The 13437-nt window shown below is 63.5% G+C and carries 14 protein-coding genes; 2 read left to right on the top strand and 12 right to left on the bottom strand.

Annotation, left to right across the window (positions count from 1 at the left end; all coding sequences use genetic code 11):
- Positions 1–297: 297 nt before the first annotated feature.
- The 12 genes from BLS13_RS15020 to BLS13_RS15075 all read right to left on the bottom strand — a co-directional run bounded on the left by BLS13_RS15020 (position 298) and on the right by BLS13_RS15075 (position 11238).
- A complete protein-coding gene (locus tag BLS13_RS15020) occupies positions 298–582 on the bottom strand; it encodes a flagellar biosynthetic protein FliO (protein ID WP_093453353.1) in 285 nt (94 codons plus the stop codon).
- On the bottom strand, positions 579–896 hold the full coding sequence (gene fliN, locus BLS13_RS15025) for a flagellar motor switch protein FliN (protein WP_037523555.1): 318 nt from the start codon (positions 894–896) through the stop codon (positions 579–581). Before fliN ends, BLS13_RS15020 begins: the two co-directional genes overlap by 4 nt.
- Positions 893–1873, bottom strand: a complete 981-nt coding sequence (gene fliM / locus BLS13_RS15030; RefSeq protein ID WP_093453355.1) for a flagellar motor switch protein FliM — start codon at positions 1871–1873, stop codon at positions 893–895. Before fliM ends, fliN begins: the two co-directional genes overlap by 4 nt.
- Before the next feature lie 115 nt (positions 1874–1988).
- Positions 1989–2591, bottom strand: a complete 603-nt coding sequence (locus tag BLS13_RS15035) for a flagellar basal body-associated FliL family protein (protein WP_093453356.1) — start codon at positions 2589–2591, stop codon at positions 1989–1991.
- A gap of 15 nt (positions 2592–2606) precedes the next feature.
- The gene (locus BLS13_RS15040; RefSeq protein WP_093453358.1) at positions 2607–4439 is read right to left on the bottom strand and encodes a flagellar hook-length control protein FliK; all 1833 of its coding nucleotides are present in this window, start codon (positions 4437–4439) and stop codon (positions 2607–2609) included.
- Complete coding sequence (locus tag BLS13_RS15045; protein WP_093453359.1) at positions 4436–4867, bottom strand: hypothetical protein; 432 nt, start codon at positions 4865–4867, stop codon at positions 4436–4438. The genes BLS13_RS15040 and BLS13_RS15045 overlap by 4 nt, the downstream gene beginning before the upstream one ends.
- A complete protein-coding gene (locus tag BLS13_RS15050; RefSeq protein WP_093453518.1) occupies positions 4864–6162 on the bottom strand; it encodes a FliI/YscN family ATPase in 1299 nt (432 codons plus the stop codon). The genes BLS13_RS15045 and BLS13_RS15050 overlap by 4 nt, the downstream gene beginning before the upstream one ends.
- A 29-nt stretch (positions 6163–6191) precedes the next feature.
- A complete protein-coding gene (locus BLS13_RS15055) occupies positions 6192–6854 on the bottom strand; it encodes a FliH/SctL family protein (RefSeq protein ID WP_093453361.1) in 663 nt (220 codons plus the stop codon).
- Positions 6847–7863 (bottom strand): flagellar motor switch protein FliG, encoded by a 1017-nt coding sequence (gene fliG, locus BLS13_RS15060; RefSeq protein ID WP_093453362.1) that lies wholly within the window; start codon positions 7861–7863, stop codon positions 6847–6849. The genes BLS13_RS15055 and fliG overlap by 8 nt, the downstream gene beginning before the upstream one ends.
- Complete coding sequence (fliF, locus tag BLS13_RS15065) at positions 7856–9598, bottom strand: flagellar basal-body MS-ring/collar protein FliF (protein ID WP_093453364.1); 1743 nt, start codon at positions 9596–9598, stop codon at positions 7856–7858. The genes fliG and fliF overlap by 8 nt, the downstream gene beginning before the upstream one ends.
- 3 nt (positions 9599–9601) lie before the next feature.
- A complete protein-coding gene (fliE, locus tag BLS13_RS15070; protein ID WP_093453365.1) occupies positions 9602–9967 on the bottom strand; it encodes a flagellar hook-basal body complex protein FliE in 366 nt (121 codons plus the stop codon).
- Positions 9964–11238: a sigma-54 interaction domain-containing protein gene (locus tag BLS13_RS15075; RefSeq protein ID WP_093453367.1), complete on the bottom strand. Its 1275-nt coding sequence runs from the start codon at positions 11236–11238 to the stop codon at positions 9964–9966. The genes fliE and BLS13_RS15075 overlap by 4 nt, the downstream gene beginning before the upstream one ends.
- A 311-nt stretch (positions 11239–11549) precedes the next feature.
- On the opposite strand from BLS13_RS15075, the gene BLS13_RS15080 reads away from it, so the two are divergent.
- Together BLS13_RS15080 and BLS13_RS15085 are read left to right on the top strand one after the other, a co-directional pair.
- On the top strand, positions 11550–12374 hold the full coding sequence (locus tag BLS13_RS15080; protein WP_093453368.1) for a flagellin N-terminal helical domain-containing protein: 825 nt from the start codon (positions 11550–11552) through the stop codon (positions 12372–12374).
- 176 nt (positions 12375–12550) lie between these two features.
- Positions 12551–13375, top strand: coding sequence for a flagellin N-terminal helical domain-containing protein (locus tag BLS13_RS15085; RefSeq protein WP_093453370.1), 825 nt, complete (start codon positions 12551–12553; stop codon positions 13373–13375).
- Positions 13376–13437 lie beyond the last annotated feature (62 nt).

Raw genomic sequence — 13437 nt, forward strand, 5'->3', positions numbered from 1 at the left:
AGGATCATGACAAACCCGAAAAGCAATATGCCGATGCCGGCCTCGATGCCGAAACGATCGTCGCCACCGTATTGGCGGCGTTAAGGAAGAACAGCGGAAGCGTGAGCGCTCTGGCGTGAGCCACTTCCCCTCCCCGCCAAGGGAGGGGATACAGGGGTGGGTCGCGAGCCGTAGGCGAGCGTCCGACCTCGAACCAAGACATGACTTCAGTGGCATCGAGCCACCTCAGTCATTACCCACCCCCTTCCCCTCCCTAAAAGGGAGGGGCGAAAGAAGAACAGGGAGGGGATAAGAAGATCAATCTTCGTCGGGCATCACGAACACACCGTCGCCCGGCGCTTCGGCGAGTTTCTCAATCCGGCCGCGCGAGACGGCGATGAGAATGCGCTTGTTGGCGAATTCGACCACGGCCAGCCGGCCGGTCGCACCGATTGGCACCGCATCGATCACCTTGATCGCGCGCACCCGCTGGCCCATCGCGACGCCGGGCTGCAGCTTGCGCCACAGCCATAAAGAACCGAACGCCAGCCCGCCGACCAGCGGCACCAGCAGCAGCAATCGTAAAATATAATCGAACATCATGAGCGGCGTTCTATCCCCGACAGCCGCGCATCGGTGGCGACCACATCGACCACCCTTATCCCGAATTTGCCGTTCACTGTCACTACCTCGCCCTTGGCGACGAGGGTGCCGTTGACGAGGATGTCGAGCAGTTCGTTCGATTGCCGATCGAGTTCGACGACACTGCCCGAATTGAGGTCCATCAGATCGGCGAGTCGCAGCGACGTGCTGCCGACCTCGACCGACAGGCGCAGCGGAATATCCTGCAGCAGCCGATAATTGCTGCGGGTGCTCAGGTCTGCGCCGAAGGCGGAAACATCGGACATGTCGCTCATTTCAACAGACCCTTGCCTATGGTGTCGATCATCATTGCCGCGCGCCCTTCCTGCTCCCCGATCGTGCCTTCGGCGAATCGGCGGTTGCCGACGAGCAGGGGCACGGTCGACGAAAGGTTGATGGGAATTACATCGCCCGGCTTCAGCGCGAGCAGTTGCGCGACCGTCATCTCCGGCCGGGCGAGCACGCTGCGCACGGGCAGCGCGACATTTTCGAGCGCGGCTGCCAGCTTGTCCCGCCATTCGCCGGCATCGGCATCGGTGTCGCGGTGGATCCGCGAGGTGAGTTCGTCTTCGATCGGCTGGAGCATCGACAGCGGATAAAGAATCTCGATGCGGGTCGAGCGGGTGATGCCCGGCTTGATCGAAAAGCGCTGGACCACAACGCCTTCATCACCGCGCATCATGCTGGCGAAAATCGGGTTGGTCTCATGCGCCATCGGCTGGAATTGGAGCGGATAGAATTCGCTCCAGCTACGCTCCAATATCTCGGTGATGCCCTTGGTCAGCCGGTTCAGCAGCCGCTCTTCGGACGGCGTGAACTCGCCCGATTTGGTGGCGGTGCCGCCGCTCGTACCGCCGTAAAAGGCGTCGACCATGTTGGAAATGAAGGCTGGCTCGATCGAGATCATCAACGTGCCCTTGGCGGGCCGGATCCGAAACAGGCTGAGGCTCATGAAATCAGGTTGGTTGCGTTGCCATTCATCGAACCGCCGGGTCTCGAGCGGATGCGCCTCGATCTGCGCGCGTGCCTGGGCGATCGGCTCGATCATGTCGCGCATTCGCCGGCCAAGCCGCTCGTTCATGCGTTCGATCAGCGCAAGATCGGCGGTGGGGCGGTCTTTCTTCTGACCGAGGGTGAACGGAACCACGTTGCTGACGTCGGCGGAGGCGTCGTCGCCCAACGAAATGCCGCTGAGTTCATCCATTAGCGCGGCGACTTCATCGCCCGAGAGACTGGAACTGGCGCGCGTCATTCTGGTGAATAAGCCCTGATCTGTCCGGGCCGGCGGGAGAGCCGGCAACCGATATGATAGGACGTGGTGGTTAACAAATTATCGCGCTTGTGCAGGCGTTTGGAACATCGATCGATTATTGGATGACCATGCTGGTGAAATAGACATTGTCGACCCCGCCAAAGCCTTCGCGCTGCCGCAGGACGCCGTTCATCGCATCCTTCAGATCCTTTTGGAGCTTCAGCTTGCCTTCGGGCGTGGTGATTGCGAATGAATCCTGCTGGGCAATCGTCATCAGGATCGCCGATCGGATCGGCATTTCGTTATTCTTGATATTGTCGATGACCTTGGCGTCGTAAAATGTCGCGGCGGCCACGCCAATCTGGGCGAAACTGTCTGAATCGCGCAGATTGGCCGTGAACGGTTGGTCGAACGTGTAATAGCTCGCTTTATATTTGGATGGATCGGGCGATTGTTCGCTTTCGATGCCGGTAGGGGCGGAAGGCTTGGCTTCGCCGCTGGCTGCTGCCTTTTCCCCCTCCTTCAGCACCAGCTTGGGCATGTTGGGGTCTTCCTTCGGCGCATCCTTATGCGCGCCTCCGACCAGTCCGGCACCTGCCGCGTAGAGGCCTGCGCCAACACCGCCGGCGAGCAGCACGAGCGCGCCGACAGCACCAAGCAAAATCCCCTTCATCTTGCCCTTCTTCTTGGGCTGGGCTTCGGCGGTGGCACTGCTCATCGTTCAGATCCTGGTTCAGGCATAAAGTTCGTCGTCGGCGGGCGGCGGCGAATCAGGTGTTTGGGCGCGAGTAGCTGCCTGTGTACGCACAAAAGGTTTATGATCTTCTGACGACTGGCGCTGACCGCCTGCGGCGCCGCCGGATCCTGTCTGACTTCCGAGATCGACATGCGATTCGGCGATCCGCAGACCTTGGGCCCGAACCTCGGCAATCAGCCGCGGCTGCGCATCGACAAGAATGGTACGCGCCGCATCATTGTCGGCGGTCATCCGTACCGATGTTCCGGCTGCACTGTTGGCGATCTCCACCTGCAATGATCCGAGATGCTCGGGGTTGAGCTGAAATTTCAAGTGCCCGTTGGCGGTCGCGGCCTGTGTGATGTCGTGTGCCAGACGATCGAGCCACTGATTGTCGCGAGCAAGATCGAGATGCCGGGTCATGCTCTGCTCGGCCTGGGTCGGGCCAGGGGCGACAGAAGCGGTGGCATCGTTCGACGATATTTGCGTCGCGTGCGGTTGGCCGATCGCCGATGGCGTGCTGGTATCGAGCCGAGCGTCGGCCTTGGTCAGGGTGACGGCGTCGAGTACCGGAGAGGCGGTATCGGCACGGGCATGTTTCGGGCCGGGGGCAGCGGAAACGTCATCGGAGGACGAGGCATGCGATGGCGGCGGCATCTCGGATTGCGCTGCCACGGCCGGGTGTTGTGCCAGGGCAGCGGGGAGTTGGGCTGTCGGTGCGAGGTTCGGTATCGCCTTGTCAGCGACGGTCTGCGCCATCGCAGCGTTGACGGGTGGACGTGGTTTACCGTCGTTGAGCGGAAGCCCCTTGTCGTCGATAGCCGGCATGGCGTTGGCATCGGCAATCGGTTCGGCATCAGTAATCGGGACGTCGGTGACCAGAGTCTCGCGGCCATCGCTGGTCGGCAACGGCTTGTCGTTGATAACCGGCATGGCGTTGGGGCCCGCGTTCGGTCGAGCATCGGCAGTCGAGATATCAACGATTTGAATTACCTTGCCGTCGCTTGTCGGCATGCCATTGGCCGCGGCACCCGACGTGGGGGCGGCCGTCAGGGAGTCGGTGGATGACAATGGTATCTCCGGGAGGTCCAGGCCCGATCCTGGCGGTGCCGCGGACTCATCCGATGCCGAAGCGGTTTTGCCGGGTGCCATCGGCGCTCTCGCTTGTGACTGGAGCGGCTTGGCAAAGGCCGCGCGCAGGCCGGCCATCAAGGTGGCGACATCCTGCTGTGCGGCCGGCCCGTCCGCCGTTGAAGATGGCGGGTTGGCAATCGGTGATGTTGGAGCCGCCGACGTGGCGGGCACTCCGTCGATATTTGTGGCGGTACCAGTCATCGATGGCAACTGGCCGATCGGCGCAAATATCGGTCCGGTGGGGAGGGGCACGGCTGGCAAGCCCGGCGTGGTCGCGGCCGCTATCGATCGAATAACAGGCGTGGCCGATTCGCCGGCGCTCGCGGGCTGCACCGCTGTTGTTACGCTACCGATCAGCGCCAGCACCGCCGTCACGCCCTGCTCGGCCGCGGCGGCCATGGCATCAGCCGTAGCGGCCGGGGCGGGTGGAACCGGATCGGCCATCGGAGAGGCCGCGATCGACGGCGCGGGGTCTCCGGCGAGGTCGCTCGAATGATCGGTCGAATCAGCGCCCGATCGATTGTCCGAGGCCGATTCCGGATCGCTCCGGTCCGCCTGCCGGTGCTCCAGGACTTTGGCAAAGTTCGTCAATGGGGGAAGAGTGCCGTTCCGCGCCGGCGCGCCTTGCGGGCCGGCCTGAACCGCCGGAACCGAAGGCGCGGGCATAGGGCTGATCGCCGCCAAATTGATCGTCATCCCTGGTCCTCCTGATCATAACGGGCAACCTTGCGGCGAAAGGGCACTGCGCGTCTGGCCTCGAGCCAGGCCGCCAGGGCCTGCACGGCCTGGCCGTCCAGTTTTTCGGCGCTTTCCTGCTTCTGCCGCGCTTCCAGGCGCTGGCCGGCTGCCTCGCGTGCGGATGCCTGTGCGCCAACGATGGCGTCGGTCAACCCATCGCGAATCCGGTCGAGCCGGGCGGCAAGCTCGCCGCGATTGCTAAGCACCGCACCGGTGGTGGCGCCGCCGCCAACCGACAGGCTATCGCGCAGCGATGCGAGTTTCGCTGCGTTGGCTTCGAGTTGCGTCACCTTGTCCGCGGCAACCGCCGCATCAGCGGCGGCCAGCAGGTGCTGAGCGCGACGCACGCGCGTGACGCGGGCGCGTCTGGCGACGACCGCTTTCATCCGCCAAAGCCTGCGATGACGGCCTCGACAGCGCTGGCATAGTCGACATGCTCGGTCTGGCCCTGCGAGATAAATTCGAGGATCTGGTCGTGCCGCGCGATCGCGACATCGACGATCGGATCGCTGCCGGCGCGATAGGCACCCATCAGGATCAGGTCGCGATTCTCTTCATAGACCGACCATAAGCGGCGGAAGATCTGCGCGGCCTGCAAATGCTCCGGCGCGATTATGTCGTTCATCACGCGGCTCAGCGATTTGCCGATGTCGATCGCCGGGAACACGCCCTGTTCGGCCAGGCTCCGCGACAAAATGATATGGCCATCCACGATTGCGCGTGCCGTATCGACGATCGGATCGTCGGTATCATCGCCGTCAGCGAGCACGGTGTAAATGGCGGTGATCGATCCGTGCGAATGGGCATCAACCCCCGCGCGCTCGATCAGGCGGGGAATCAGGCCAAGCGCGGACGGTGGATAACCCTTCATCGTTGGCGGCTCGCCGAGCGACAAACCGATCTCGCGTTGGGCATGGGCGACGCGGGTGAGACTGTCGATCAGCAGCAGCACACGCTTGCCGAGACTCCGGAAATATTCGGCGATCGCGGTTGCGCGCATTGCCGCGCGCAGCCGCAGCAAAGGGGGGTGATCGGCGGGTACGGCGACGACGACGCTTTTCGCGCGGGCGTGCCCCGAAAGTTTGGTCGCCAGAAAGTCGCTGACCTCACGGCTGCGCTCGCCGACAAGTCCGACGACGATCACATCGGCGTCCGCGCCCGCGATCATCTGGCCCATCAATACCGATTTGCCCACGCCCGATCCGGCGGCGATGGCAATGCGCTGGCCGACGCCGGCGGTCAGCAGCGCATTGATTGCGCGCACGCCCATGTCGAACGGCTCGGTCACGCGGGCGCGGTCGAGCGGATTACCGCGCTTGCCCGCCAGCGGCCAACGCTCATTGGTCGATATCGGTCCGAGCCCGTCGAGCGGACTGCCGAGCGCATCCATCACGCGCCCGAGCAAGGCTTGACCCACATCGACGGCGCCGCTGCGCTTGTCGGGCTCAACCCGGGCACCCGCGCCGTGCGGCGCATCGGCGTCGAGCGCCATCAGCAGGGTGCGGTTGCCGCGGAAGCCCACCACTTCGGCAAGCGCCGCATGGCCATCGGCGTCAATCACCCGCGCGTTCGATCCGACCGGTACGGGAAAGCCCGTCGCCTCGAGCATGAGCCCGTCATAAGCAGCGAGCCGTCCGATCCGGCGCGGCCCCACCGTATCGAGCGAAATGCCGTCCAGCATGGCAGCGGCGGCGCGCGCGATCGTGCCGGTCAACGTGGCAGCCCCATCGAATCGAGCTGGGTGCGCAGCCGCGCGATCCGAACCTGGGGGCCATCCTCGATCCACCCTTCGGCGGTTTCGAGCATGATCGTGCCGGGCTGAAGGTGATGATCGGACGCGATCGGGACGCCGAAATCGAAATAGGACAGGCGGGCGACATCGTCGGGGTGGAGGCGCAATCGGGCAGGGCCCGCTTCGGCGGTGACCAACTCGGCCACGGCTTCGGCACGGGCGCGCAAGGTTTCGGTGTCGATCTGCACTTCGCCGACAACCTGCCGGACGAGGCGGGTCACCGTCTCCGCCAGGATCGTCGCCAGTGCGCCGTGATTTTCGGGCTGCAGCGCTTCGGCCGAACGGATCAGCTTCGCCAGCGCGGCGCGTTCGCCGGACATTTCCATCGCGATCGTCTCACGCCCGCGCTCGAACCCTTCGGCGAAGGCTTCGGCGCGGATGGCCTCGATGTCGATCGGTTCGCCGTCCGTCGGCTGGGGGGCAGCCGATGCGCGTGGGGTGAAATCGACGTGGTCGCTGGCGCGACGTTGCGGATGACCGCCGCCGGCCCATGGTGTGAACTGGCCGGAAGCGGCGGGTCTTGCCCATGCGCCGACCGCAACCGCATCGCCGAGCAGATCGGTCTCCCAGAGCTCAGACATAATCGTCACTCTTGCCGCCAAGGTTGATCGTGCCTTCCGCCGCCAGTTTGCGCGCAATCGACAGCATCGACTTCTGCGCTTCCTGCACATCGGCCAGCCGCATTGGCCCGCGGTCGGCGATTTCGTCCTGGATCGATTGGGCTGCGCGTGAAGACATGCAGCTGAAAATCTTCTGGCGGAGCCGCTCGTCGGCACCTTTGAGCGCGACAACCATCGTGTCGCTGTCGATCGCGCGAAGCAGGGTGCCAAGATTCTTGTCGTCGACACTCATCAGATTGTCGAAGATGAACATCTCTTCCTCGATCGTGCGCGCCAGAGTCTTGTCGAGCTTCTGCAGCGCCTTGATGATCCGTGTCTCCGCGGCCTTGCGCGAATTGTTGACGATCTTGGCGGCGTCGGTCGCGCCGCCGCGGCGGGTCGTCGATGCCGAGGCCGATGTCGTGGTCGGGCGGCTCAGCAGTTCCTCGAGCTCCAGCAAGGCGGTTTCCGTCACCGGCCCCAATGTCGCTACGCGATAGACGAGATCGGCCTGCACATCTTCCGGCAGCAGTGCCAGCACTTCCGCTGCGACCGCCGGATCGAGAAATGCCAGTACGAGCGCTGCGATTTGCGGATGTTCGTTCTCGATCAGATTGGCGATGGTGCGCGCATCCATCCATTTCAGGCCCTCGAGGACGCTGACATGCTTGACCGGGGTGATCCGCTGAAGAACCTTGTCGGCCTTCTCGGCGCCCAGCGCCTTGTGCATCATGCCCTTGATCTGCCGGTCGGCTGCGAAGCCGAGCGTGGTTCGCGCTCTCGCCCGATCAACGAAGACGTCGAACACGCTGTCGATTTCGGTTTCGGAGACGTTGGCAACGCCGAACATCGCGCCGCCCAGGTGCTGAACTTCATCGGGTTCCAGCCGGCTCAGTACCGTGGCGGCTTCTTCCTCGCCCAAGAGCATCAGCAGGATCGCCGCGGTCTGGCTGCCGGACGGTGAGGGTGAATCTGCGCCGTCATCAGCCATTGTCGTCGTCTGCCCCCGGCATGTCAGCACGGATCAGATCGCGTACGACCAATGCCGCGCGATTGGGATCCTGCCGTACGAAATTGCGAATGAGCTCGGCCCGATTGGTATAGCCCGGCGTCGCTTCAATCATGTCCAGCGTCACCGTCTTGCTCGAATCGCGCAGTGCTTCATTGGCAAGCGCTGCCGCGATTTCGCCGCGTACCGCCGGGCTGACATTGGCCGGAATGCTCCGTGTCGAGAGTGCAGCCTGGACGGTGGTGGAACGTTCCTCAAGCATCGCGGCGCGGCGTTTGAAGAGTGGCCGGGCGATACCGAAGATCAGCAGTGCAACGACCAGCAGCGCCGAGAGATTGCGCGCCAACGTTGATACCCAGCTCGCCTCCCACCAATTCGGTGCCACGATCTCGTCGGGCGAGACAGCGAAGCTTCGAGCCGAGATGGCGACGACGTCGCCGCGGGCCTGATCGGCGCCAACTGCGCCGCGTACCAGGGTTTCGATCGACGCGATTTCGGCGCGGCTGAACTTGCGGCTGCCCTCGCGGAGCGCCACGGCGACCGACAGGCGGCGGACGGAGCCGACCGGGCTGCGTGTCACCGAAACCTCACGGCCGAGTTCGAATGTGCGGTTGAAGGTTTCCGATGTCTTGCCCTGATCGGCGGCTGCGGTGGTGCCGGGGTTCGCGGGAACCGTCTGGTTCGGAGCTGCCGTCACCTGACTCGCCGCCGGCGGCTGGTTCGAAAGCGCGCCGGGAATTCCGCTGGCTTCGCCGGCTTTGTTCGCGGTCCAGCCGCCCTGTTCGGCACGGACCACCGCGGTGTCCTTCGGATAGCTTTCGCGGGTCGCCTGGCTTTCGGTGAAATCCATGTCGGCATGGACCTCGGCGGTGAAATTGCCGGGGCCGATGATCGGCGTCAGCATCTTGTTCAGCGAGTTCATATAACGCTGTTCTATTTTCGACTGAATTTCGACCTGGCGTGCGGATGCTTCGCTGATCGGATCGTTGCCGGCTGCCGAAAGCAAGCGGCCGGACTGATCGACCACCGAAATGCCATCGGGCGCGAGCCCCGGAACGGAGGACGCGACCAGATGGACGATTGCCTGCACTTGCATGTCGGACAGGGTGCGGCCCGGTCGCAGGCGCAGCATGACCGATGCCGTCGGTTTGGACTGGTCGCGCAGGAATACGCTGGGCTGTTCGGCGGCGATGTGGATTTTCGCATTTTCGACCGCGTCGATCGCTTCGATCGTGCGGGCGAGGTCGAGATCGCGTGCCGAGCGCAGCTTCTCGCCCTCCACCGCGCGGCTGGCACCCAGCGGCAACGAACTGATCATCGCGTCGCCATCGGGCGCTGCCTTGGGCAGGCCCTGCTGCGCGAGCAGCATTCTTGCCTGATAGAAACTGGTTTCCGGGACGGAGAGCGAACCGGTGTCGCGATTGATCTGATAAGGAATATTGGCGGCTTTCAGGGCATCCGCCACCGCGCCTTTGTCGGCATCGGCAAGGCCATTGAACAGGTCGCGCTGCGGCGCGCCCGACATCGTCATCCATAGCATGGCGGCTGCGCCCAGCAGCGCGATCAGGCCGATCATCGGCAGGCTGCGCTGGACTGCTTGCTGGCCGACGAATCCACGTACCCGCTCAAGTAGCGATGCCGTACCGAACGGGTTCGGGCGGATGGTTGCAGGCAGATCGCGATTCGGATCCTGCGGGGCAAGGGCGATATCAGCCATCGATTATACCGGCATGCTCATGATGTCCTTATAGGCGGACAGGAGTTTGTTGCGGACCTGCAGGGTCGCCTGGAACCCGACATTGGCCTGTTCCCGCTGCAGCATGACTGCAGCAATATCGGTCGTTTCACCGCGCTCGTAGGATTCGGTGATGCTCGACGCCTTGGCCTGCTGGTTGTTGACCTCGGTCAGCGCGCCGCGCATCGCGGTGGCGAAATTTCCCGATGGCGCAGCGGTTGCGCTTCCGGCGGCGCCGACCCCGGCGATCGGTGACGGAGCAGGGGCGGCGGCCGCCTTTTGCAGCGCCGAATTCTGCTGGAGGATCGCATTGCGCATCGCCAGCAGGTTGCTGGTGTTGATCGTACTCATGCCGCAGCCGTCCGCAGATCAGCGAGCCGGTAGCGCAAAGTACGCTCGGAAATGCCGAGGCGCTCGGCGGCGCGCAGGCGGTGGCCGCCCGTTGCCGCCAAGGCTTCCTCGATCGCACGGGCCTGTGAGGCGCGTCTGGCATCGTCGAGGCGGATCGGTGCATCGATGATCGGCGTCGGTTCCGGGGCAACTGCCGTCATCTGGAATATGGACACGGCGAGATGCGTTTCAATCGAGAGGTCTTCAGCTTCGATGCGATCCCCGTCATGCATCAGCAGTGCCCGTTGCAGCACGTTTTCGAGTTCGCGGACATTGCCCGGCCAGCTATGCGCCATCAGTCGATCAAGCGCATTGGCGGTCGGCCAAGCAAACGCTTCGTCGGCCGCCATGTGGCGGAGCAGCAAAGCAGCGGTGATCGCCCGGATATCCTGCCGACGCTGGTGAAGTGGCTTCATCGCAATCGGCATGACATTGAGCCGCCAGTAAAGATCGGCGCGGAACCGCCCTGCAGCAACTTCGGCTGCCAGATCGCGATTGGCGGCGGCGATGATGCGGACGTCGACCTGCACGGGGCGGGTGGCGCCGACCGGAAGCACTTCGCGCTCCTGGAGCGCGCGCAGCAGCTTTGCCTGGAGCGCCAGCGGCAGTTCGGCAATTTCGTCGAGAAGGAGCGTACCGCCCTCGGCCGACCTGAACAGACCTTCGCCGGATCCGCTGGCGCCGGTAAATGCGCCCTTTTGGTGGCCGAACAACATCGCTTCGAGCATGGTTTCGGGCAACGCTGCGCAATTGACCGCGACGAAAGGCTTGGCGGCGCGAGCGCTGGCGGCGTGGATGTAGCGGGCCATGCCTTCCTTGCCCGTGCCGGTCTCGCCCAGAAGCAGCACGGTGGCATCGCGGCTGGCGATGCGGCTGGCCATCTTCAGGAAGGTTGCGCTTTCAGGTTCGCCGCAAGCGGGCGTGCCGACGGGACGGACGAGCTCGGCAATCAGCGCATGGCCGAACGCCATGTCGTCGAAACCGAAGCGCACCACCGTCGGGCGGCCGATCGTTGCGGGCACGAAGCACGGCGCGCCGGGCGCGAAGTCGGTGAGGATATCGCGTTGGCGGGCATGTGATTGTTCGCTGATGTGAAGAAGGCGGATATCGTCGCGGCTGGCGGATGGCGCGGCGGGATCGATCGTTGACGTTGCGATGCCTGCGCCGACCAGCCAGCCGTTAAGCGCTGGGTGGGCGATCTGTGCCTTTTCGCTGATCCCGATCCCGTTCATCGCGTTCCTCGTGAAAGGCGGATCCCGATGCAGTCTCGGGCCGATTTCCTGAGAAATGACAATAGGTTTCGAATCCTACGAAATGCTTAATAGACCGCGCGACCCGCGCCCCCGCATATGTGCGTATGCGCCGGCCCACGTGCGGGGGCGTCGTGCGCGGGAACGGGGACGCCGAAAACGTGGCTAAGGAACATGAAAAACGGGCTGTGAATTTTTCTGGTTAAAGCAACGGTAAGCACGGTCGTTAATTGGACCGTGGCGAGAACGGCATGCAGCCGAGGCGCCGATACGATCGAGAAGGAAACGATCACATGACCGTAATCAACACCAACATTTCTTCGCTTCGCGCCCAGAACAGCAACCGCATGGCTGTCATGATGCAGGAGACTGCGATGGAGCGTCTGTCGAGCGGCAAGCGCATCAACAGCTCGAAAGACGACGCCGCCGGACTCGCCATCGCATCGTCGATGACGTCTTCGATCAAGGGCATGGCGGTTGCCATCCGCAACGCGAATGACGGCAACTCTTTGGCGCAGACGGCAGAAGGTGCGCTTGGCGAAGTCAGCAACATGCTGCAGCGCCTCCGCGAACTGGCGGTTCAGGCATCGAGCGGTACCTACCAGGCTTCGGATCGTCTCAATGTTCAGACCGAAGTCGCGACAGTGCAGGCGCAGATGACTTCGATCATCACCAATTCGAAGTTCAACGGCAACACACTGTTCAGCGCCACCAGCGTCGCAACCTCGTTCGACATCCAGACCGGCGTCAATGCGGGCGATACGACGACCATCGCGGTCGGCGGGCTCGACAAGGTTACGGCTGCCGGCATTTCGACGATCAAGGTCGATACCGCAGCCAACGCCGCACTGGCGATCACGGCGGCCGATGATGCGCTGACCCAGGTCAACTCGGTTCGGGCCGGTCTCGGTGCGACCCAGAACCGCCTTGATGCGATCGTCAATGTGCTGACCGCGAACCAGAACAATCTCAGCGACGCGCGCTCGCGGATTGAGGATGCCGATTTCTCCCAGGAATCGACGAACCTCGCCAAGGCGCAGATCCTGGCCCAGGCTTCGACGGCGATGCTCGCCCAGGCGAACCAGAGCCAGCAGGGCGTGCTGAAGCTTCTCCAGTAAGCCCGAATTGACGGCCGATTGGGGCCCCCCGCGAATGGTGATTTAAACGCCGGGGGCCTCCATCATTTGGTAACCATCTTTGTAACTTAAGCATCTTTCAGAGGGGTCGTTACCCGGAACGTGGCGAGGACGGTCGATCAACCGGCACGCCGAACGAACCGGAAAGGAACGACCCAATGACTGTCATCAACACCAACGTTTCGTCGCTGCGCGCGCAGAACAGCAGCCGCATGGCATCCCAGCAGCTCAGCACCGCGATGGAGCGCCTGTCGAGCGGCAAGCGCATCAACAGCGCGAAGGACGATGCTGCCGGCCTGGCCATTGCATCCTCGATGACCTCGTCGATCAAGGGCATGAACGTCGCCATCCGCAACGCCAATGACGGCAACTCGCTGGCGCAGACGGCGGAAGGTGCGCTCGGCGAAGTCGGTAACATGATCCAGCGTGTTCGCGAACTGGCCGTCCAGGCATCGAGCGGCACCTATCAGTCTTCGGATCGCGCCAACCTGCAGACCGAAGTTTCGTCGCTCCAGGCCCAGATGGCGAATGTTGTGTCGAGCACCAGCTTCAACGGCAACACCCTGTTCAGCGCAACCTCGATCGCGACGAGCTTCGACATCCAGACTGGCGTGAACGCTGGCGACACGACCACGATTTCGGTCGGTGGTCTCGACAAGGTTGCTGCGGCTTATGTCTCGACAATCAAAGTCGACACCGCTGCCAATGCTGCGCTGACGATCACCGCAGCGGACGCCGCTCTCACCCAGGTTAACTCGGTCCGTGCCGGTCTCGGTGCGACGCAGAACCGCCTCGACGCAACCGTCAACGTGCTGACGGCCAATTCCAACAACCTCAGCGACGCGCGTTCGCGGATCGAGGATGCCGATTTCTCGCAGGAGTCGACCAACCTCGCCAAGGCGCAGATCCTCAGCCAGGCTTCGACGGCGATGCTCGCCCAGGCTAATCAGAGCCAGCAGGGCGTGCTCAGCCTTCTCCGTTAAGACGGCCTAAACACCTCAGCCGTCTGGTCGGCCCCCGGCGCATGTTTCCCCCGCGTCGGGGG

The sequence above is a fragment of the Sphingomonas sp. YR710 genome, from assembly GCF_900101455.1.
GTDB lineage: Bacteria > Pseudomonadota > Alphaproteobacteria > Sphingomonadales > Sphingomonadaceae > Rhizorhabdus.